General features: G+C 70.0%; 19 protein-coding genes. 9 read left to right on the plus strand and 10 right to left on the minus strand.

Going from position 1 to position 19,558, the window contains the following annotated elements; genetic code table 11:
• Nucleotides 1-20: 20 nt before the first annotated feature.
• The 3 genes from KCH48_RS42145 to KCH48_RS09505 all read right to left on the minus strand — a co-directional run bounded on the left by KCH48_RS42145 (nt 21) and on the right by KCH48_RS09505 (nt 2,132).
• Nucleotides 21-167, minus strand: a complete 147-nt coding sequence (locus tag KCH48_RS42145; protein WP_246885044.1) for a hypothetical protein — start codon at nt 165-167, stop codon at nt 21-23.
• A complete protein-coding gene (locus KCH48_RS09500) occupies nt 134-1,216 on the minus strand; it encodes an NAD(P)/FAD-dependent oxidoreductase (RefSeq protein WP_246885045.1) in 1,083 nt (360 codons plus the stop codon). The genes KCH48_RS42145 and KCH48_RS09500 overlap by 34 nt, the downstream gene beginning before the upstream one ends.
• Nucleotides 1,217-1,364: 148 nt before the next feature.
• Complete coding sequence (locus KCH48_RS09505; RefSeq protein WP_210571998.1) at nt 1,365-2,132, minus strand: class I SAM-dependent methyltransferase; 768 nt, start codon at nt 2,130-2,132, stop codon at nt 1,365-1,367.
• Between the two features lie 227 nt (nt 2,133-2,359).
• On the opposite strand from KCH48_RS09505, the gene KCH48_RS09510 reads away from it, so the two are divergent.
• The 4 genes from KCH48_RS09510 to KCH48_RS09525 all read left to right on the plus strand — a co-directional run bounded on the left by KCH48_RS09510 (nt 2,360) and on the right by KCH48_RS09525 (nt 6,843).
• Complete coding sequence (locus KCH48_RS09510) at nt 2,360-3,298, plus strand: 2-hydroxyacid dehydrogenase (RefSeq protein ID WP_210572000.1); 939 nt, start codon at nt 2,360-2,362, stop codon at nt 3,296-3,298.
• A 230-nt stretch (nt 3,299-3,528) separates the two neighbouring features.
• Entirely contained in the window at nt 3,529-5,148 is a 1,620-nt protein-coding gene (locus KCH48_RS09515) for a ubiquinol-cytochrome c reductase cytochrome b subunit (protein ID WP_210572001.1), read from the plus strand.
• Nucleotides 5,149-5,334: 186 nt separating this feature from the next.
• Nucleotides 5,335-6,177, plus strand: coding sequence for an alpha/beta fold hydrolase (locus tag KCH48_RS09520; protein ID WP_210572002.1), 843 nt, complete (start codon nt 5,335-5,337; stop codon nt 6,175-6,177).
• A gap of 174 nt (nt 6,178-6,351) precedes the next feature.
• On the plus strand, nt 6,352-6,843 hold the full coding sequence (locus KCH48_RS09525; RefSeq protein WP_210572003.1) for a GNAT family N-acetyltransferase: 492 nt from the start codon (nt 6,352-6,354) through the stop codon (nt 6,841-6,843).
• Between the two features lie 87 nt (nt 6,844-6,930).
• Here the strand turns inward: KCH48_RS09525 and KCH48_RS09530 are convergent, their stop codons facing one another.
• The 3 genes from KCH48_RS09530 to KCH48_RS09540 all read right to left on the minus strand — a co-directional run bounded on the left by KCH48_RS09530 (nt 6,931) and on the right by KCH48_RS09540 (nt 11,741).
• Nucleotides 6,931-8,082, minus strand: coding sequence for a 2-oxo acid dehydrogenase subunit E2 (locus KCH48_RS09530; protein WP_210572004.1), 1,152 nt, complete (start codon nt 8,080-8,082; stop codon nt 6,931-6,933).
• 114 nt (nt 8,083-8,196) lie between these two features.
• Nucleotides 8,197-10,884 carry a pyruvate dehydrogenase (acetyl-transferring), homodimeric type gene (gene aceE, locus KCH48_RS09535; protein ID WP_210572005.1) on the minus strand — a complete coding sequence of 896 codons (2,688 nt, stop codon included), beginning with the start codon at nt 10,882-10,884 and terminating at the stop codon, nt 8,197-8,199.
• A 116-nt stretch (nt 10,885-11,000) separates the two neighbouring features.
• Complete coding sequence (locus tag KCH48_RS09540) at nt 11,001-11,741, minus strand: SDR family oxidoreductase (protein WP_210572263.1); 741 nt, start codon at nt 11,739-11,741, stop codon at nt 11,001-11,003.
• 289 nt (nt 11,742-12,030) lie between these two features.
• On the opposite strand from KCH48_RS09540, the gene KCH48_RS09545 reads away from it, so the two are divergent.
• The gene (locus KCH48_RS09545; protein WP_210572006.1) at nt 12,031-12,489 is read left to right on the plus strand and encodes a cupin domain-containing protein; all 459 of its coding nucleotides are present in this window, start codon (nt 12,031-12,033) and stop codon (nt 12,487-12,489) included.
• Nucleotides 12,490-12,588: 99 nt separating this feature from the next.
• Here the strand turns inward: KCH48_RS09545 and KCH48_RS09550 are convergent, their stop codons facing one another.
• The 4 genes from KCH48_RS09550 to KCH48_RS09565 all read right to left on the minus strand — a co-directional run bounded on the left by KCH48_RS09550 (nt 12,589) and on the right by KCH48_RS09565 (nt 16,244).
• Entirely contained in the window at nt 12,589-13,083 is a 495-nt protein-coding gene (locus KCH48_RS09550) for a cupin domain-containing protein (RefSeq protein WP_210572009.1), read from the minus strand.
• Between the two features lie 47 nt (nt 13,084-13,130).
• Nucleotides 13,131-14,657: an MFS transporter gene (locus KCH48_RS09555; RefSeq protein WP_210572011.1), complete on the minus strand. Its 1,527-nt coding sequence runs from the start codon at nt 14,655-14,657 to the stop codon at nt 13,131-13,133.
• On the minus strand, nt 14,654-15,619 hold the full coding sequence (locus KCH48_RS09560; protein WP_210572013.1) for an alpha/beta fold hydrolase: 966 nt from the start codon (nt 15,617-15,619) through the stop codon (nt 14,654-14,656). Before KCH48_RS09560 ends, KCH48_RS09555 begins: the two co-directional genes overlap by 4 nt.
• A 154-nt stretch (nt 15,620-15,773) precedes the next feature.
• Nucleotides 15,774-16,244 carry a carboxymuconolactone decarboxylase family protein gene (locus KCH48_RS09565; RefSeq protein WP_210572015.1) on the minus strand — a complete coding sequence of 157 codons (471 nt, stop codon included), beginning with the start codon at nt 16,242-16,244 and terminating at the stop codon, nt 15,774-15,776.
• 178 nt (nt 16,245-16,422) lie between these two features.
• Here KCH48_RS09565 and KCH48_RS09570 point away from each other — a divergent pair, with 178 nt between their 5' ends.
• The 4 genes from KCH48_RS09570 to KCH48_RS09585 all read left to right on the plus strand — a co-directional run bounded on the left by KCH48_RS09570 (nt 16,423) and on the right by KCH48_RS09585 (nt 19,499).
• Nucleotides 16,423-17,202 carry a DUF427 domain-containing protein gene (locus KCH48_RS09570; protein ID WP_210572017.1) on the plus strand — a complete coding sequence of 260 codons (780 nt, stop codon included), beginning with the start codon at nt 16,423-16,425 and terminating at the stop codon, nt 17,200-17,202.
• A 99-nt stretch (nt 17,203-17,301) separates the two neighbouring features.
• Nucleotides 17,302-18,252 (plus strand): alpha/beta hydrolase, encoded by a 951-nt coding sequence (locus KCH48_RS09575; protein WP_210572019.1) that lies wholly within the window; start codon nt 17,302-17,304, stop codon nt 18,250-18,252.
• A gap of 90 nt (nt 18,253-18,342) precedes the next feature.
• Nucleotides 18,343-19,062 (plus strand): alpha/beta fold hydrolase, encoded by a 720-nt coding sequence (locus KCH48_RS09580; RefSeq protein ID WP_210572021.1) that lies wholly within the window; start codon nt 18,343-18,345, stop codon nt 19,060-19,062.
• 95 nt (nt 19,063-19,157) lie between these two features.
• Nucleotides 19,158-19,499 carry a hypothetical protein gene (locus KCH48_RS09585; RefSeq protein WP_210572024.1) on the plus strand — a complete coding sequence of 114 codons (342 nt, stop codon included), beginning with the start codon at nt 19,158-19,160 and terminating at the stop codon, nt 19,497-19,499.
• Nucleotides 19,500-19,558: the final 59 nt, after the last annotated feature.

Here is a 19,558-nt window from a genome sequence, read left to right on the forward strand (position 1 = left end):
CACGGGTTGGCGGGCGTCCGTCATCGGCTGAACAGTTCGAAGGCGACGGCGCGACCGCCGGTGAACCGCGCGCTGTGGAGGCCGGTGCTGTCGGCCAGGAAGCGGCGCACATACGTCTCGGGTTCCTCGTCGGTCAGGGCTTTGAGGTAGGCCCGGTGCCGCAGCATGGACTGCACCGCCTGTTCGAAGCCGGCCTCGGCGGACACGGCGTGGGACGGGGCCGGCGAGTTGGCGACGGCCACCCACCGGACGCCGTTCCAGGGCCGGAGCCCTTGTTCGGCGAGTTCCGGGAAGATCCAGCGGTTGCCGGCGTCCGCCGCCGCGTCCAGTGCTCGACGCGCAGGTGCCGGCCGAGCCGCGGGTGGTAGGCGTTGGCGACGTCACCGGCGGCGTGGATGCCGGCCGCGGAGGTCCGCAGCCGCTCGTCCGTCACGATGCCGTCGCGCACCTCGAGGCCCGCCTGCTCGGCGAGGCGGACGTTGGGGGTGATGCCCACGCCCACCACGACGGCGTCCGCGGGCAGGTGAACCCCGTCGGCGAGTTGCACGCCGTCGACGCGGCCCCCGGTTCCGGTGATCCGCTCGACACGGGCGTGGGGACGCAGGTCCACCCCGTGGTCCTGGTGCAGACGGGCGAAGACCTCGGCCGCTTCCCGGCCCAGCACCTTCAGCAACGGCAGTTCGCCACGTTCGAGAACGGTCACGTCCGCTCCCGCGGCCCGGGCCGCGGCGGCAGTCTCCAGACCGATCCAGCCCCCGCCGACCACCACAATCCGGGCACCCTCGGTGAACGCGGCCTTCAGCCGCTCACTGTCACCGACGCGCCGCAGATACAGCACGTTCTCCAGGTCCGCGCCGGGTACCGCCAGACGGCGCGGGGCGGAACCCGTCGCCAGGAGCAGCTTGGCGTAGGGCACACGACGGCCGTCGTCCAGCGTGACCTCCGCGGCATGCGCGTCGACGGAGGTCACGGTGGTGCCCAGGAGCAGCTCGACGTCGTGTTCGCGGTACCAGCCCTCGGGGTGCACGTGAAGGGACTCGCGGTCCTCCTTGCCCAGCAGATAGCCCTTGGACAGCGGCGGTCGAATGTAGGGCCGTTCCCGCTCGTCACCGATGACGAGGAGCGGCCCGTCGTGGCCGTGCTTGCGCAGTTCCTCCGCGGTCTTGCCCGCGGCCAGGCCGCCCCCGACGATGACGAACGTATTCCCAGGCGACATGAGATCCCGTCCCAGTTTGTGAGGCGCACACACCGAGTCGTGTGGTCCGGTCATCCATCAGACCGGTCGGCGACACTGTTTGTGACATCGCTGTGCGGGCGTGCCGGGGCGGTCACAGTGGCGTCTCCGGCCCGTTCCGGCGGCCGGTTCAGGTGTGGTTCGGCCGCGTAACGGCCAGGACGCGGGGATCGTCGTGGCCCGGCAGCGGGACGAACCCGTGCCGTTCGAGGTCGGCGATGAGGCGAGCGCGCGAGGCGGGCCACATCCAGAACGTCTCCGTGTGCTGCTGCAGCACACCTTGGGCACCGCGCACCCAGTATTCGACGCGGTTGCGGATGCGATATCCGGTGGTCGACATCGTCATGCGCCCCCCGTACACATGCCCGCCCACCCGCTTCTCCGGCAGGAGGCGTACGACGTCACGGGCGGGCAGCACGGCGGGCGGGAGCTGCAGGAACAGCGCACCCCCGGGGACCAGGGCCGCCCGGACCGCGGGCCAGAGCACGTCCCGCGCGGCCGGGGGGAGAGAGGCGACCGTGTTGTGGCACACGGCCACGTCCGCGACCGCGTACAGACCCGCCCGGTCCAGCGTGTACGGGTGCACGGTCACCCGCTCCCGCTGGGGCGCGGGCAGGACGGCGAGGCGGGTCAGCAGCGATGTGCGCATGGCCCGTGCGGGCTCGACCGCGTGCAGCTCGACCCGGGACTCGGCCAGGCTCATCAGGGTGACCCGCCCGGTCCCGGCACCGATGTCCAGCACCCCGAGACGGGCCTTCGCGACCTCACCGCCGTAGAGATGACGGACGCGGGTCTCGTCCTGGTCGGCCTGCAAGATGTCGTAGAACTCGGCGGTGACGGCATAGGAGTCCTGGTACGGCCGGGTGGGCGGTGCTTCAGTGCTGACAACAGGGTGCATGTCAGCAAGACAGTGTGTGGGCCGAGCGTGTGACAGGCGGGTCGCCTGCGACGACCGGCCGGTGTCTCGCGGAAGTGACCGCTGTCACGGGCGTGTGCTGTCACAGATGAATGACATGTGCAGTCAGTTCTCTTGGTCCGGCCTCGGAGCCGGACCGGCCGTGCGCCGGCCTGGGTGCCGGGTGTTTCCGGCCCACGAACCCGGAGTGAAAGCAGAGCCCCGTCGACATGAGCGCGAACTCCCCCCAGGTATGGCTGCCCGCCCACTTCGCCGATCTGGCCGACCTGCCGCCCGGACTCGACTACGCCCGCTGGGACGGCCGTTCGGACTTCCCCTCGGACCCCGCGAAGGTCGAGTTCTACGCCCCGCCGCTGACCCAGGACATCGACATCATCAGCCGGCCGCTGAACCGGATGACACGTCTGCGCGTGGTCCAGGCACTCAGCTCGGGGACCGACGAACTGCGGGCGGCTCTGGACCGGCTCCCTCGCCCGGTGACGCTCTGCAACGCGCGAGGAGTCCCCGCGCCGAGCACGGCGGAGCTCGCCCTGACCCTGATCCTCGCCTCGCTGCGGGGCATACCGGAGGCACTCCGCGCCCAGGACCGCGGGGCGTGGAGCCCGCAGTTCGCCCCCTCCCTGTACGGCCGGTCCGTGCTCATCGTCGGCTATGGCGCCGTCGGGTCCGCGGTGGAGGACCTCCTGGCGCCCTTCGGTTGCGCGGTGATCCGCGTCGCGAGTGAGGAACGGGACTCGCGCCGGGGGCCGGTGCACTCCGTGACCCGGCTGCCCGACCTCCTCGCGGACGCGGACGTCGTCGTGCTGTCCATCCCGCTCACCCCGCAGACCCGTCAGCTCTTCGACGCGGGCCTGCTGGCCCGCATGAAGGACGGTGCCCTGCTCGTCAACGTGTCCCGAGGAGCCGTCGTCGACACCGACGCCCTGCTGAAGGAGGCACACACCGGTCGGTTGCGGGCCGCGCTCGACGTGACCGACCCTGAGCCGCTGCCGCAGGCACATCCGCTCTGGACGACACCGGGCGTGCTCATCACCCCGCACGTCGGAGCATTCACCCCCTCCCTGTGGCCGCGCCTCGAAGCGCTCATCCGACGCCAGTTGGCCCGATTCGTCGCCGGCGAGGAGCTCGAGAACATCGTGACCCGCTGATCCTGCTGATCCCACTGATCCCGCTGACCTCGGGCCGGGCCGCCGGTGTCACACCCCAGCCGTCTCACCGGTCAAGGTGTCGACAGAAGTTCACGAATCATGCCCGAACGGCACAGTCGTGGACGAGTCGGCCTGACCGCGCCGTATGCACGCCGAACGGGCCTCGCGGCCGGGACTGCGGCGCGGGCGTGCGGTGAGCGTCGGGTGACGCAGAGATGAGTGGTGAAGAGATGAGCAACGACAGCCGGCCGGCCGAGCCGGAGCAGGGGCGCACGGGGGAGAGGGTGGCCCAATGGGCGGAGGGCAGACTCGGCTGCCGCCGTGTCCTCCGTTCCGCACGGCGCCTGGTCTTCCCTGAACACTGGTCGTTCCTGCTTGGCGAGATCGCGCTCTACACCTTCGTCATCCTGCTCGTCACCGGCGTCTATCTGAGCTTCTACTTCCACCCCTCCTCCGAACTCGTGGTCTACCAGGGCGGCTATGCCCCGTTGCGGGGGCAGTTGGTGTCGGAGGCATTCGACTCGACCCTGCACATCTCCTTCGACGTCCGCGGCGGTCTGCTCATCCGCCAGGCGCACCACTGGGCAGCCCTGGTCTTCGTGGCCGCCGTGTTCGCGCACATGATGCGGGTCTTCTTCACGGGCGCGTTCCGCAAACCGCGGGAGCTGAACTGGATATTCGGTTTCCTGCTGCTCACCTTGGCGATATTCGCGGGACTGACCGGCTACGACCTTCCCGACGACCTGTTGTCCGGAACCGGGCTGCAGGTCGTGAACGGCACCCTTCTGTCCATCCCGGTCGTCGGAACCTATCTGTCCTTCTTCCTCTTCGGCGGCGAGTTCCCCGGCAACGACCTGATCGCCCGCTTCAACGTCCTGCACGTCCTCGTCATCCCCGCGCTGATGGTCGCGTTGATCGTCGGCCACGTGGCCCTGGCCGTACGCCAGCGGCACACCCAGTACCCCGGCCCCGGCCGCACCAACAGCAATGTCGTCGGCCTCCCGCTCAAGGTGTACGCCGTCAAGGCCACCGCCTACTTCTGCTTCGTGTCCGGCGTGATCTTCTTCATGGCCGCCGTCGCGCAGATCAATCCCGTGTGGAAGTACGGCCCCTTCCGCCCCGACCAGGTCTCCGCCGGATCCCAGCCCGACTGGTACATGGGCGTCGCCGACGGCCTGCTGCGCGTCATGCCGGGCTGGGAGATCGACTTCTGGGGTCACACCCTGGCCCTGGACAACTTCCTGCCCCTGCTGGTCGGCGTGCTGCTCTTCCTGGCGATGGGCGCCTATCCGTTCCTGGAGGCCTGGGTCACGGACGACGACCGCGATCACCACCTGCTGGACCGTCCGCGCAACCGCCCGGTGCGGACCGCCCTGGGCGTGGCCTGGCTCAGCGTGTACGCCGTGGCTCTCGTGGGAGCCGCCAACGACATCATCGCCACCCGGCTGGACCTGTCCGTCAACGCGGTGACCTGGACCGTGCGCATCGGCCTGTTCGCCGTCCCGGTCATGGCCTTCGTCGTCACCAAACGGTTGGCACTGGGCCTGCAATGCCGGGACCGCGACAAGGTGTTGCACGGCCGTGAGAGCGGTGTCATCAAACGCCTTCCGGACGGCGGCTACGTGGAGATCCATGAGCCCCTCGCCCCGGCTCGACTGCACACGCTGACCGCTCATGAGCAGTACCGGCCCCTGACAGCCGTAGCAGTGCGGAACACGGACGGTGCCGTGCCGACCCGTACCCAGCGGCTGCGCGCCGGGCTCAGCCGTGCCCTCTACGGCACCGGCACACAGGTCTCCAAGCCCACGCGGGCCGAGTACAAGGAGATCACCGGCCGACACCGGTCCTGACCGGTGCACGCCTGGCGGAACCTGACATCGCGACATGTCACACCTTCCGCAGTTCCCCGGTCTTAAGGAACGAAAGGCGACACAACGTGTGGCCGGTGCGACCGGCACCGCCCACATCGCCTCACCCCGTGCACCCGCGGTTCACCGCTTTCAGCGCGCACCTTCACCGCCCGAAAGGCACTCGACATGATCCGTAATCCCCGTACCAGCAGGGCCCGCAGTGCGCTCACCGCGCTGGCCGGCGCCGGCATCGCCGCCGGTCTGCTCGCCACCACGATCGCCCCGGCCTCCGCCGACAAGGGGACTCCCGACCAGGAGCCCAAGCCCACCGTCGTCCTGGTCCACGGTGCGTTCGCCGACTCCACGAGCTGGAACGGCGTCATCAGCAGGCTCCGGCACGACGGCTATCCGGTCGTCGCCGTCGCCAACCCGCTGCGCTCCCTGAGCGGCGACTCGGCCTACCTCGAGAACACCCTGGCCGACATCGACGGGCCCATCGTGCTGGCGGGTCACTCCTACGGCGGTTCGGTGATCAGCAACGCCGCCACCGGCAACGAGAACGTCAAGGCGCTGGTCTACCTCGCCGCCTTCCTCCCGGAGCAGGGTGAGAGCGCCGGCGACCTGGCGGGAAAGTTCCCCGGCAGCACCCTGGGGGCCGCGCTGCGCCCTGTGCCGATCACGAACGCCGACGGTTCGCAAGGCACCGACCTCTACATCCAGAACGACAAGTTCCGCCCTCAGTTCGCGGCCGATGTGCCTCGCAACAAGACCGAGTTGATGGCCATTACGCAGCGACCGATCACCGAGGCGGCGCTCGCCGAGGGCGCGGCCGAACCGGCCTGGAAGACCATCCCGTCCTGGGTGCTCGTGGCCACGGGTGACCGCAACATCCCGCCCGCCGTTCAGGAGTTCATGGCGGAGCGAGCCGGCGCCCACACCACGGAGGTCCGCGCCTCCCACGCGGTGAGCGTCTCGCGGCCCGGCACGGTGACCGAGGTCATCGAGGAAGCCGCTCGCTCGGTGCGCTGACCCCGCACCCAGAGATCGAGGGCCGGCGGTGTACCGCCGGCCCTCGACCGGCATCCGGGAGGGCACACCCGACCGGTCCGGCCGGTCAACGGAACCGACCCCGCTCAACCGACCGCCGGACCGCCCGCGCACGGACACGTACCGGCCCCGGCCCGGCCGCGCAAGGACGTACTCATGCGCCGCGAACCGCGCATCACCCCGACAGGACTCGGCGACCTCGCCCAGCACGTGGCGATGCACCGCCGCTGCTCACCGCAGTCCGTGTGGAGCCGCTACCACCGGGCCATGGCCGACCCCCGGACCTACCTGCCCACTCTGCTGTCCCGCCCCGGCTCGGTGCATCTGGCCGCGCGGGACACCATCGGTCGTGTCGTCGCCGTCGGCCACTTGCTGCCGGACCGTACGGGCGTGGAGGCAGCACTCCTCGTCGAGGACTCCTGGCAGGGCCGCGGACTCGGTACCCGCCTACTGCGCCACTTGGGGCACCACGCGCTGACCGGCGGCTGGGAGACGCTCTACGGGTTCTTCCTCGCCGGCGACGAACGGATCGACGCCATCCTGCGCCACGTACCCGCCCCTGTGGGGCGGAGGGAGGACGGCGGCGCCGTCACCGTCTCGATACAGGTCCACGATCTGGCGGGCAGGCTGTCGGTCCGTCGACCCTGACGCCCGGCCGTGCCGCGGGCGGAGACGACGAAGGGCCGGTGCGAGCGTCCGCTCGCACCGGCCCTTTTCCGCGCCCAGACGCGGGAACTACACAGCGTCCTCGAAGGACCCGGACTCCAGGATCGCCCTGACCGCGGTCAGATAACGGGCCGCGTCGGCCCCGTCCACCAGCCTGTGGTCGTAGGACAGCGACAGGTGCACCAGGTCCCGGATGCCGATGACCTCGTCGTCGCCGTCGCGCACTATTGCGGGCCGCCTGACCGTGGCCCCTACGCCCAGGATCGCGGCCTGGTTCGGGGGCACGATGACGGTGTCGAACAGGGCACCGCGCGAACCGGTGTTGGAGATCGTGAACGTCGCGCCCGACACGTCGTCGGGGGTGAGGTGACCACCGCGGGCCCGCTCGGCCAGGTCGTGGACGGCCCGGGCGAGCCCGGCGACCGTCAGGTCACCGGCGTTCTTGATGACCGGGGTCATCAGGCCGTTCTCCGTGTCGACCGCGATACCGATGTTCTCGGTGTCGAAGTAGGTGATGGTCCCCTCGGCCTCGTTGATCCTGGAGTTGACGACCGGGTGGGCCTTCAGCGCCTGGGCGGCGGCCATGATGAAGAAGGGCAGGGGGGAGAGCTTCAGGCCCTCGCGGGCCAGGAAACCGTCCTTGGCCCGATTCCGCAGCCGCATCAGCCACGTGACGTCGGCCTCGACCGTGCTCGTCAGTTGCGCCTGCTCCTGCAGGGCCTTCTTCAGGTTGTTCCCGATGGCCTTGCGGATGCGAGTCATCGGGACCGTCCGACCGCGAAGGGTGGATGCGGCAGCCGCCGGTGCAGGCGCAGGCGCCGGTGCGGGCATAGGTGCGGGGGCCGGTGCGGCGGGTGCCGGGACTGCGGGCGCGGGCGTAGGTGCGGGTGCAGGCGTGGGTGCCGGGGCGGGCGTTGGCGCCATGGCCGCCGGGGCCGGTGCCGGAGCAGGCGTCGGTGTCGGTGTGGCCGCCGGGACGGCGTCCGGCGTGCCGATGACGCCGAGGCGGGCGCCGATCTCGACGGTCTCGTCCTCGGCGACGGTGATCTCCAGCAGGACGCCGGCCGCGGGGGAGGGGATCTCGGTGTCGACCTTGTCGGTGGAGACCTCCAACAAGGGCTCGTCGGCCTCGACTCGTTCGCCGACCTGCTTCAGCCAGCGGGTCACGATGCCCTCGGTGACTGACTCGCCGAGGGCCGGCAGGGTCACGGAAACCGTCATGATGTCGTTCAACTCCTCATGGATCGGCAGGGCGTGAGTGCCCCCCGAACCTGTTGTCCACGGATTGCGGCATGCGGCCCGGAGCATGCGGGGTCGGTCGCGGCACGCCGGCACTCATCGGTCGAGGCCGTAATGTGCGCGGGCCCGAGCGACGGTCGCCGGCGGGATCTGCCCGGCTCGGGCCAGCCGGTCCAGCGCGGTCACCACGATCGACTCGGCGTCCACCCGGAAGTGCCGGCGCACGTCCTCACGGGTGTCGGACAGCCCGAAACCGTCAGTGCCCAGGGAGTAGTAGTCCTGTTCGACCCACTGGCTGATCTGGTCGGGTACCTGCCGCATCCAGTCGCTGACGGCCAGCACCGGCCCCGGCGCTCCGGCGAGGGCCCGGGTGACGAACGGTGTGCCTTCCTCGCCCCGCATCCGGGCGTCGTCGGCACGCATCGCGTCCCGGCGCAGCTCCGTCCAGGACGTCACCGACCACACGTCGGCGTACACCTGCCAGTCGGAGGCGAGCAGTTCCTGTGCCCTCAGCGCCCAGTGGACGGCCGTACCGGAGGACAGCAGTTGCAGCCGGGGACCGTCGGTGACGGGATCGGCGGGCCGGAACCGGTAGATGCCCCGGAGGATGCCCTCCTCGATGCCGGGGACCGCCGGCATGGCGGGCTGGACCTTGGGCTCGTTGTAGACGGTCAGGTAGTAGAAGACGTTCTCGGGCCGCTCGCCGTACATCCGGCGCAGACCGTCGCGGACGATCACCGCGATCTCGTAGGCGAACGCTGGGTCGTAGCTGATCGCCGCGGGGTTGGTGGAGGCGAGCAGGTGCGAGTGGCCGTCCCCGTGCTGCAGGCCCTCACCGGTCATCGTCGTACGCCCGGCCGTGCCGCCGACCACGAAGCCGCGGCCCATCTGGTCGGCGAGCGCCCAGAACTGGTCGCCGGTGCGCTGGAAACCGAACATGGCGTAGAAGATGTAGAACGGGATCATCGGCTCGCCGTGTGTGGCGTACGAGGTCGCCGCGGCGGTGAACTCGGCGACCGAACCGGCCTCCGTGATGCCCTCGATGAGCAGTTGCCCGGTGGCGCTCTCCTTGTAGTGGAGCAACTGGTCCGCGTCGACCGGGTCGTAGTTCTGGCCCTGCGGCGAGTAGATGCCGGCCGTGGGAAACATCGACTCCATGCCGAAGGTGCGGGCCTCGTCGGGGATGATCGGCACCCAGCGGGCCCCGCTGTGCGGGTCGCGCATCAGGTCCTTGACCAGCCGGACCAGCGCCATCGTGGTGGCGACCTCCTGGTGGCCGGACCCCCTCTCCAACTCCTCGAAGGGCTTGGCGGGCGGCTCCGGCAGCGGCTTGGCGGTCACCCGGCGCAGCGGCACGGGACCGCCCAGCGCCGCTCGGCGTTCGCGCAGGTATCGCGCCTCGGGCGAGTTCTCCCCGGGATGCCAGAACGGGACCTGGTCCCCGGCGAGCGCCGCGTCGGGGATGGGCAGCTCCAACAGGTCGCGCATCGCCCGGAACTGATCCATCGTGAGCTTCTTCATCTGGTGGTTGGCGTTGCGCGACTCGAACGCTGAGCCCAGCGTGTGCCCCTTCACCGTCTGGGCGAGGACCACCGTCGGCGCGTCCCGGTGCTCCACGGCGGCCCGGTAGGCGGAGTACACCTTCAACGGCTCGTGTCCGCCCCGCGAGTTCTCGAACAGCTCGACCACCTGCGCATCGCTCAGGGAGGCGGAGAGCGCGGACAGGGCGTCACCCTGGAAGAAGTTCTTGCGTATGTAGGCGGCGTCCCGCACGGCGAGCGTCTGCATCTGCGCGTCGGGCACCTCGCCCAGCCGGCGCACCAGGTCGCCGGTGGTGTCCTGGCTCAGCAGTGGGTCCCAGGCTTCCCCCCACAGGGTCTTGACCACGTTCCAGCCCGCGCCGCGGAACCGTGCCTCCAGCTCCTGGACGATCTTCGAGTTGGACCGTACCGGCCCGTCCAGGCGCTGCAGATTGCAGTTGACGACGAACGTCAGGTTGTCCAGGCCCTCGCGGGAGGCCAGCGTCAGGGCCGCCATCGACTCCGGCTCGTCCATCTCCCCGTCGCCCAGGAACGCCCACACTCGTGAGGCCGAGGTGTCCTTGATACCGCGGGCGTGCAGATAGCGGTTGAAGCGGGCCTGGTAGATGGCGCCGAGCGGGCCGAGCCCCATGGACACCGTCGGGAACTCCCACAGCCACGGCAGCCGTCGGGGGTGCGGGTAGGACGGCAGGCCCTGACCGCCCGCCTCCCGCCGGAAGGCGTCCAGTTGCGCCTCGCTCAGGCGTCCTTCGAGGAAGACCCGGGCGTAGATGCCGGGGGAGGCGTGCCCTTGCAGGAAGAGCTGGTCCCCCGAGCCGTCCCCGTCCTTGCCCTGGAAGAAGTGGTTGAACCCGATCTCGTAGAGCCAGGCGGCCGAGGCGTACGTGGAGATGTGGCCGCCCAGTCCCAGCCGGGAACCGCGGGTGACCATCGCCGCGGCGTTCCACCGGTTGAGCGCCGTGATCCTGGACTCCAACTCCAGATCCCCGTCGAACTCCGGCTGCGCCGCGGCCGGGACGGTGTTGACGTAGTCCGAGAACAGCAGCGCCGGCAGCGACGTTGCCGTCCGCGCGGCGAACTCGTGCACGCGCCGCATCAGATACACAGCCCGTTCCGGCCCGGCGTTGCGCACTACCGCGTCGAGGGACGCCTGCCACTCGGCGGTCTCCTCGCGGTCCCGGTCGGGTAGCTGGTCGAGCTCACTGATCCCAGGGGTCTCAGTGGGCCGGGACGGTTCATTCATGGCAGCCTTCCTGTCACGGCGTGAGCGCCGGCGATGTCGGACGCGGACACGGTGGGTGTCGTGGGCAGCCGACCTGGTGGGTTGCGCGGGCGACGAGGCGGCGCCCCCCGGTCACCTCACCGACTCTTGAGCCACTGGGCGAACGTGTGGTGGCCCAGGTGGGCGTCCGGCCCGGGGAGGAGGGCCCGCTCCTCGACCACGGCGCCGAAGAACGGGGCACGCGCGTCGGCCACGACCGGGCCGGGCCGGGCCATGGCGCCCAGCAGCGCGGCCGTGGCCTCGTCCAGGCGCACCTCCTCGGGACCGGCTGCCTCGACCACGCCGAACTCCGGCAGCCCCACGGAGACATGGGCGACCGTCGTGGCGACGTCGTCCGCCGCGACCGGCCGCAGCAGCAGGGGCGGCACGTGCACACCGTCGGACCGGGTGCCGGCCACGGCGGCGGCCGCCACCGACTCGTGGAACGGCGTGGCACGGACCATGGAAAACGGGATGGTGGTGTTCCTGACCAGGTCCTCCTGCGCGGCCTTGGCCCGGAACCAGCCCGAGCCGACCCGGTCGGCGCCCACCACCGACAGCGCCACGTAGTGCTCCACGCCTGCCGCGGCGGCGGCCTTGAGGAGGTTGGTCGTCGATGTGGTGAAGAAGTCCATGCTGACCTGTTGGTCCCGGGAGGGCGCGTCGGTGACGTCCACGAGCACCTCGGCGGTGCGCAGCGCCCGGGCGAGACCTTCCCCGGTGCTGACGTCGACTCCTTCGCCGCGTGAGATCGGCACGACCTCCACTCCGTGGTCTCGGAGCCTGACGACGGTCCGGGAACCGATCAGGCCGGTGGCACCTGCGACGACGACTTTCATCTGGGCCTCTTCCGTCAGGGGGCGCATGAACCCGCTGGATGTCGGTGGCAGACAGTGGCGGACGTTGTCGTGTGCCACCGTGCTCATCAGACCTAGACAGCGCGCATGCGGTTCTTGTGACACCGCGCCCCGCCTCCCGGGGGCGCCGGACGCGACCGACCGTCGTCCCTTGTCACAGATCCGGCCGACACCTGGTCAGAAGGATCGAGCGGTCTTACGACCGGACATGAACCGTGTCAGCGGACGATGTGTCGCCCGTGCACGGTGGAACCACGGAAGGTGTGACCCAGTGTCGGAGAACTCAGAGCACGACCACCACGGCCACGGTCACGGAGACGGCGGCGCGGACGGCCCCAGCTGGACCCGCGCGGCGACGATGCTCCAGGACGCCTCGCCGATCACCGTTCCCGAGGGCGCCTCGGCGATGACCATCCACGTCCAGTGGGAGCCCGGTGACCCCGGCACCCCGCCGCACCGTCACTCCGGCCCGGCGTTCGGCTATGTCGTCAAGGGCGCCGTTCGCTTCGAGCTGGAGGGCGAGCCCGAACGCATCATCGAGGCCGGCGGCACTTTCTGGGAGCCGGGCGGCCACGCCATCCACTACCAGGACGGCAACGCACTGGCCGACGAGCGGACCGAGTTCGTCGTCACCATGATGTGCGCCCCCGGCAAGCCCATGCTGGAGCTGGTCGACGAGGCGGAACTGAAGGAGCGCGTCCACCTGCGCGCCCCGCGGCCCACCGCCTGACCTCACGGTCGGACGCTCACAGCGGGGCCCCGTACCCGTGACACCGGTCATCGCCGGGAGGTCACGGATACGGGGCCCTTCCGTTGGTGACGGCCGCTCCTACTCCACGAAGTACGAGTCGTGCCTGTCGAAGAACGCGGCACGCTCCTCCTCGGAGGCGTGCGCCAGTTGGGAGACCTGCTCGAAGTACTCCTCGCGCGGGGCGCCCGGGGTGAACAGCAGCAGCATGTCGGCCGGGGCGTCGGAGTCGTTGCGGAAAGCGTGCAGCCCGCCCTGGGGCACGTGCAGGAAATCCCCCTTGCGGGCGTCGACCCACCGCACGCCGTCGAACACCCGCACCGTGCCGTCAAGGATGTAGAACGACTCCGAGATCCGCTTGTGGTAGTGGGTCTTGGGGCCGCCTGCCCTGGGCCGCATCTCCACGCGGTACAGCCCGAACTCACCCCGTGTGGTGCCGGTGGTCGCCAGATAGTGGAGGGCGTCCTTCCCGGTGCCGCTCTCACCGATGTCCGGCGGTGTGGTGGCCGGCCGGAAGACGGCGCTGACCTCACCGTCCTCTCCCCAGTACTTCTGTTCCGGGTACGGGTACGACATGTCTGATCCCTTTCCTGCGGTCGGCGCGCTGTGACGCGCCGGTCGTGTCATTCGACGGCTTGGTGACGGATGAAGCGGGACACCAACGGCGGTTCCATCAGCCACCCGTGCGTCCGCCCGTGCGGCGGATGCGGGGCGGTGGTGGTCTGCCGCAGTGTGCCGAAGGAGACCGCAGCGCCGACGGCCAGCAGGGCCGCGCACAGGGGCATGGCCCGGGTGAACGCCGCGTCGAAGGCCGCGTCCGACCGGAATGCCTCGGGGCCCATCCCGACCAGCAGCGGCAGCGCCGCCACGGACACCAGACCGGCCGCCCGGGCGGCGGCGTTGTTGATGCCGCTGGCCAATCCGGCGTTCGAGGCGTCCACCGAGGCCAGCAGGGTCACCGTCAGCGGAGCGACCATGATGACCATGCCGCTGCCCATCACCAGCAGGGCGGGGAGGATGTCGTAGACGTAGGACGCGCCTGCCCCGACCCGCAGCATCATCACCATTCCCGCTCCGCACACCAACGGTCCGACGGTGAGCGGCAGCCGCGGCCCCAGCCGCTGGGCGAGCATCCCGGAGTAGGACGAGAACAGCAGCATCAGCACGGTGTTGGGCAGCATGGCCGCACCGGCGGCCAGCGCCGAGTAGCCGACGACGATCTGCAGGTGCAGGGCCGTCAGAAAGAAGAAGCCCCCGGTACCGGCGTACACGCAGAGGGTGATCACATTGACGGCGGTGAACTGCCGGGAGGCGAAGATCGTCGGCGGCATCATCGGGTCACCGCTGTGTCGCTCCACGCGGAGGAACGCGGCCCCCGCCAGCACGCCGCAGACGGCCGCGGCGACGGCCACCGGACCTCCGTCGCGCGCCTCGGTCAGCGCGTAGGTGACGAGAGCGAGCGCCAGGGCGCCCAGGGCCGCACCGGGGATGTCGAAACCGGCCCGCCACCACCCTCCCGCGCGGGCCGCCTCCTTGTGCGGTGCGCCCACGGACTCCGGGACATAACGCAGCGCCACGGGCACGCACACCAGCGCCGGGACGATGCTCAGCAGGAAGGTCCAGCGCCAACCGGGGCCGTCGACCAGCCACCCGCCCAGGAACGGTCCGAGGGCGGCGCCGATGCCGCCGAACCCTGACCACAGGCCGATCGCGCGCGGCCTGTCGTCCGGGTGGAACGCGGCCTCGATGATCGCCAGTGAGCCGGGGGTGAGCAGCGCTCCGCCGACGCCCTGGAGTGCCCGGGCGGCGATCAGCGTGTTGGTGTCCGGAGCCAGGCCGCACAGCAACGAGGCCACCGCGAACCACACGATGCCCAGGACGAAGACGCGGCGCCGCCCGAAGCGGTCTCCCAGGGAGCCGCCCAGCAGGATGAGTCCCGCCAGGGTCAGCATGTAGGCGTTGACCGTCCACTGGAGCACGGCGAGGTCGGCGTCGAAGTCCTCGCCGATGTGGGGGAGCGCGACATTGGTGACCGTCGAGCCGAGCAGCACGACGCCGGAACCCAGGACGGTGGCAAGCAAGGTCCACCGGCCCCGTGCACTGGCGATGCGGAGAAGGGCGGTGCCCTCCGGCGTGGGGGCCTGGTTCATGGCGCGTCCTGGCTTCCCCGGGCGAAGGGTTCGTGGCCGGCCTGCTCCTGCCGCAGGCGGCGCACGTCGCGTACGGCCGCCGCGAACGCCTCGGGGCGCTCCTGCGGAAGGTTGTGGCCGGCGTCCGCCACATGGCGGTGGAGCCGGGGGCCGGTGAAGTGACGCGCGGACGAAGAGCCGTCCGTGGCCGGGAAGTTGCCGTCGGCCAGACCGTCCAGGGTGATGGTGGGCACCGTGATCGCCGGCAGCCCGGCCAGACGCGCTTCCAACTCCGCGTACTGCTCGGCGCCCGGCGCGAAACCGAGCCGGTGCCGGTACGAATGGAGCACTACGTCGGTGTAGTCGGGGTTGGTGAAGGACTCCGCCGCCCGATCCAGATCACTCTCGCGGAACGGCCACTTCGGGGAGTTCCGCTTCCAGATGACCCGTGCGATCTCCCGGGGGTCGTTCGCCAGTCCGGCCCGTCCCCGCTCGGTGAGGAAGTAGTAGAAGTACCAGAAGCCCGCCTCCCGTTCGGGTGCGAGAGGGATCGCCGCCGCGCTGATGTCCTGGATCAAATAGCTGTTGACCGAGACCAGGCCGAGGACGCGCTCGGGCCACAGGGCGGCGGCGACATTGGCCGCGCGTCCGCCCCAGTCGTATCCGGCGAGGTAGGCGCGCTCCACGCCCAGGGCGTCCATGAAAGCGACGACGTCCGCGCCGAGGGCGGCCTGCTGACCGGAGCGCGGAGTCGATCCGAGGAGGAATCTGGTGGGGCCGTGCCCTCGCAGATACGGAACGACGACCCGGAACCCGCTGTCCGCGAGCAGTGGGGCCACGTCCACGTAGCTGTGGATGTCGTAGGGGAAACCGTGCAGGAGGAGCACGGCGTCCCCGTCCGCTGAACCCGTCTGGTAGTAGGCGACTTCCAACACGTCCGTGCTGACCCGTCGCAGAGGGGCGAGTGCGTGGCGTTCTGACATGAAGGTCCTTGGGATGCGTGGCCCGCCGCGGATGGTACGGCCCGCCGGGCGGGCATCCGTCGACCGGCTGGGGCGGGCTTGGCCCGTCGCCTGGTCGGTGGTCGGGGCGACCAGGCGACGGCGGTTCGTGTCCGGCCGGGCCGGAGCGGCTGACTCAGCCGAACATGCCGGGCTTGTAGCCGCCGGCCGGCTGCTGGTTGATGACGTTGATGCGGTTGTAGGCGTTGATGACGGCGATCAGCGAGATCAGCGCGGCGAGCTGGTCCTCGTCGTAGTGCTTCGCGGCGTTCGCCCACGCCTCGTCAGACACACCGCCCGAGGCGTCCGCGATGCGCGTGCCCTGCTCGGTCAGTTCCAACGCGGCGCGCTCGGCGTCCGAGAAGACCGTGGCCTCGCGCCACACGGCCACCAGGTTCAGACGCTGCTGGTCCTCACCTGCCGCGGCGGCGTCCTTGGTGTGCATGTCGGTGCAGAAGCCGCAGCCGTTGATCTGGCTGGCGCGGATCTTCACCAGCTCCTGAGTGGTGACCGGGATGGCCGCATGCACTGCCGCTCCGGCCGAGTTGAGGTGCTTCATGACCTTTCCGGCGAGGGCGTTGCCGAAGTAGTTGATGCGCGCGTCCACGATGTATCTCCTCAAGTGGGAACAGTGACAGCTCATTGACCGTGAGCCCTCGCGTTTTGTGACAACGCCTCGTTCACAACACTGTGCGAGTGCGCACTGTGTGCGTGGCCCACCTCCGGGGACACCGTCGGGCGCCGATACCATCGAACGAGTGACCTCCGAACACAAGGTGAACACCATGGCATCCGAAAGTGTCCTGCACCCGAGTCTCATCGTCCCGATCGGGCACGTCGAGCCCGTTCCCCGCCGGATCCGCGGGATGATCGGCGGCCGGGTCGCCTTCGACACCCGCCGCGCGCTGTACGTCTGGGAGTGGCAGGCATATCCGCAGTTCAGCACTCCGATCGAGGACCTGGTGGAGGGTGTGCTCCACGACGACAAGCACACCGAGCAGCTCGGTGCCGGATCCGCGCACCGTCACACCCTGCACGTCGGCCCGGAAGTCCGTGCGGGGGCGGCGTGGGTCTGGGGGGAGGGTGCCCCGCGAGCCCTGCGTGACACCGTGCGTTTCGAGTGGGAGGCGCTGGACTCCTGGTTCGAGGAGGAGGAGCCGGTCTTCGTCCATCCGCGCAGTCCGTACTCCCGTGTGGACGCTCTGCGTTCCAGCAGCTCGGTCCGAGTGGAGCTGGACGGCGTCGTGCTGGCGGAAGCGGCCGACTGCGTGAAGCTGTTCGAGACCGGCCTGCCGACCCGCTACTACCTCGATCGCACGAACATCGACTGGACGCGGCTGCGGCACTCGGACACGGTGACCCGATGCCCCTACAAGGGGACGACGAGCAGCTACTGGTCCTTCGACAGCGAAACCGCCTCCCACGAGGACATCGCCTGGACCTACGACTTCCCGACCATCCACGCCAACCGCATCGCCGGGCTCACCGCGTTCTACAACGAGCACGTCGATCTGTACATCGACGGCACGTTGCTGCCGAGGCCCGTGGACCCCACCCGAACATAAATGTCGTGCCGTTTCCCGCACGCGTCACACTGTGGCTCCCGGCACGGTCTCTTGAGGTGGAAAGCCTTCCCATATCCACCTCTCTCAAGGAGCAAAACCGTGAGTGACATCATCCTCGAGCCCGCGGCGCAGGAATTCGCCGACGCGACCGCCAAGCCGCCGCTGCTGTACGAACTCGGTGTCGAGGGCGCCCGCAAGCTGCTCGACGACGTACAGTCCGGGCCGGTCGAGAAGCTCGACGTGGACGAGAAGTGGATGACCGTACCCGCCCAGGTCGGCGACGTACGGGTGCGCATCGTCAAGCCCGTCGGCAGCACCGGCGTCCTGCCCGTCATCCTCTACGTGCACGGCGGCGGCTGGATCCTCGGGAACGCCGGCACCCACGACCGGCTGGTGCGCGAGCTGGCCGTGGGCGCCGAGGCGGCCGTGGTCTTCGTCGAATACGACCGCTCGCCCGAGGCCAAGTACCCCGTCGCCATCGAGCAGGCGTACGCCACCGCCCAGTGGATCACCACCAAGGGCACGCAGGAGGGATTGGACGCCTCCCGGCTGGTCGTCGCCGGTGACTCCGTCGGCGGCAACATGAGCGCCGCCCTCACCCACATGGCCAAGCGGCGCGGCGACGTCACCTTCCTGCACCAGTCGCTGTACTACCCCGTCACCGATGCCGCGCAGGACACCGAGAGCTACCGGGTCTTCGCCCACGGACCGCACCTGACCGCCAAGGCCATGGAGTGGTTCTGGGACGCCTACACCACCGACCCGGCGGAGCGGAACCAGATCACGGCCTCCCCGCTGCGCGCCACCCCGGAGGACCTCCAGGGACTTCCCCCGGCGTACGTCGTCGTCGACGAGAACGACGTGCTGCGCGACGAGGGCGAGGCGTACGCCCGCAAGCTGATCCAGGCCGGCGTGCCGACCACGAGCGTCCGCTACAACGCCAGCCTGCACGACTTCATGATGCTGAACACGGTCCGCGGAACTCAGGCTTCCACCGCGGCGATCGAGCAGGCCATTCACGTCCTGCGCAAGGCCCTCGGCACCGACTGATCCATTCCGCGCGGCAATTCCGTGGGAATTTCCGCACAGCCGAGCCCGATGACGCGCGCAATTCGCCGGTTGACTGAAAGGCCCACTTCCATGAATGCACAGAAACCCACCGTCGTCCTCGTGCACGGCGCGTTCGCGGACTCGTCGAGCTGGAACGGCGTCGTCGACAAGCTCCAGTCGCACGGCTATCCCGTGGTGGCCGCGAGCAATCCGCTGCGCGGGCTGACCGGGGACAGCGAATACGTCAGGCAACTCCTGGTGTCCATCGCCGGACCCGTCGTCCTGGTCGGCCACTCCTACGGCGGCTCGGTCATCAGCAACGCCGCCAAGGGACTCGACCACGTCAGGGCTCTCGTCTTCGTCGCGGCCTTCCTGCCGGAGCAGGGCGAGAGCGCGGCCGACCTGTCCGGCAAGTTCCCGGGCAGCACGCTCGGGGAGGCGCTCCACCCGGTGCCGCTCACGCTCCCCGACGGGAGCCAGGTCGCGGATCTCTACATCGAGAAGAGCAAGTTCCACCAGCAGTTCGCCGCCGACGTCCACGCGGAGACCGCGGCGATCATGGCGGCCACGCAGCGGCCCGTGGTCGATGCCGCGCTGGCGGAGGGCGCCTCCGCCCCGGCGTGGCGGGACATCCCGTCCTGGGTGCTCATCGCCTCCGAGGACCGGAACATACCGGCGAGCGTCCAGGCATTCATGGCCGAGCGCGCCGAGGCCACGGTGGTCGAGGTCGCGGCCTCCCACGCGGTCAGTGTCTCGCGTCCCGGTGAGGTCGCGCGACTGATCAACGAGGCGGCGCAGGCGACCGGTTGAGTGTGCGGTGGGTCGCGGCCGTCCGAGGCCGGCGGCGACCCACCGCCACCACCGGCCGCACTCCGACCGGGCACCTCCGACACTGGGAGCACATCATGAACACGAGCAAACAGGCCGCTCGTGGGCTGGCCGACCTTCAGGCGTACCTGTACCGCGAGGCGCATCTCGGCGCCGCTCGCCGGCGTGTGTCCGCCTTCACCGAGAGGACGGCCGGGCTGACCCACGGGCAGAAGCGGGATATCGAGCAGTGGTATCTCGAGGAGCAGAAGTACGTGGCCCGCATGGTGACCGAGCACATCGCCGACAGCGTCGGCGCGGCCGAGGCGGCGCATCGCCTCCGGTTCGGACGCTGGCTGCGCGGGACGATGCTCGCGATGGCCGTGATCAGCCTGGTGACGTTCGTGTGCACGGCCGTCGTCGTGGCATCGGTGGCCTGACCCGCGGACGCGTCCCCCGGCCCCCTGGAGAGATACGGGCCGTGAGTGACTGAAACTGA

This window comes from Streptomyces sp. GESEQ-4, assembly GCF_017948455.1.
Lineage (GTDB): Bacteria > Actinomycetota > Actinomycetes > Streptomycetales > Streptomycetaceae > Streptomyces.

What these genes read in the sequence shown, in the direction of transcription:
- KCH48_RS09530 (WP_210572004.1), bottom strand. Translation starts at nt 8,082, where the DNA reads ATGACGGTTTCCGTGACCCTGCCGGCCCTCGGCGAGTCAGTCACCGAG.
- KCH48_RS09580 (WP_210572021.1), top strand. Translation starts at nt 18,343, where the DNA reads ATGAATGCACAGAAACCCACCGTCGTCCTCGTGCACGGCGCGTTCGCG.
- KCH48_RS09515 (WP_210572001.1), top strand. Translation starts at nt 3,529, where the DNA reads ATGAGCAACGACAGCCGGCCGGCCGAGCCGGAGCAGGGGCGCACGGGG.
- KCH48_RS09585 (WP_210572024.1), top strand. Translation starts at nt 19,158, where the DNA reads ATGAACACGAGCAAACAGGCCGCTCGTGGGCTGGCCGACCTTCAGGCG.
- KCH48_RS09505 (WP_210571998.1), bottom strand. Translation starts at nt 2,132, where the DNA reads ATGCACCCTGTTGTCAGCACTGAAGCACCGCCCACCCGGCCGTACCAG.
- aceE (WP_210572005.1), bottom strand. Translation starts at nt 10,884, where the DNA reads ATGAATGAACCGTCCCGGCCCACTGAGACCCCTGGGATCAGTGAGCTC.
- KCH48_RS09500 (WP_246885045.1), bottom strand. Translation starts at nt 1,216, where the DNA reads ATGTCGCCTGGGAATACGTTCGTCATCGTCGGGGGCGGCCTGGCCGCG.
- KCH48_RS09540 (WP_210572263.1), bottom strand. Translation starts at nt 11,741, where the DNA reads ATGAAAGTCGTCGTCGCAGGTGCCACCGGCCTGATCGGTTCCCGGACC.
- KCH48_RS09520 (WP_210572002.1), top strand. Translation starts at nt 5,335, where the DNA reads ATGATCCGTAATCCCCGTACCAGCAGGGCCCGCAGTGCGCTCACCGCG.
- KCH48_RS09525 (WP_210572003.1), top strand. Translation starts at nt 6,352, where the DNA reads ATGCGCCGCGAACCGCGCATCACCCCGACAGGACTCGGCGACCTCGCC.
- KCH48_RS09555 (WP_210572011.1), bottom strand. Translation starts at nt 14,657, where the DNA reads ATGAACCAGGCCCCCACGCCGGAGGGCACCGCCCTTCTCCGCATCGCC.
- KCH48_RS09550 (WP_210572009.1), bottom strand. Translation starts at nt 13,083, where the DNA reads ATGTCGTACCCGTACCCGGAACAGAAGTACTGGGGAGAGGACGGTGAG.
- KCH48_RS09560 (WP_210572013.1), bottom strand. Translation starts at nt 15,619, where the DNA reads ATGTCAGAACGCCACGCACTCGCCCCTCTGCGACGGGTCAGCACGGAC.
- KCH48_RS09570 (WP_210572017.1), top strand. Translation starts at nt 16,423, where the DNA reads ATGGCATCCGAAAGTGTCCTGCACCCGAGTCTCATCGTCCCGATCGGG.
- KCH48_RS42145 (WP_246885044.1), bottom strand. Translation starts at nt 167, where the DNA reads ATGCTGCGGCACCGGGCCTACCTCAAAGCCCTGACCGACGAGGAACCC.
- KCH48_RS09510 (WP_210572000.1), top strand. Translation starts at nt 2,360, where the DNA reads ATGAGCGCGAACTCCCCCCAGGTATGGCTGCCCGCCCACTTCGCCGAT.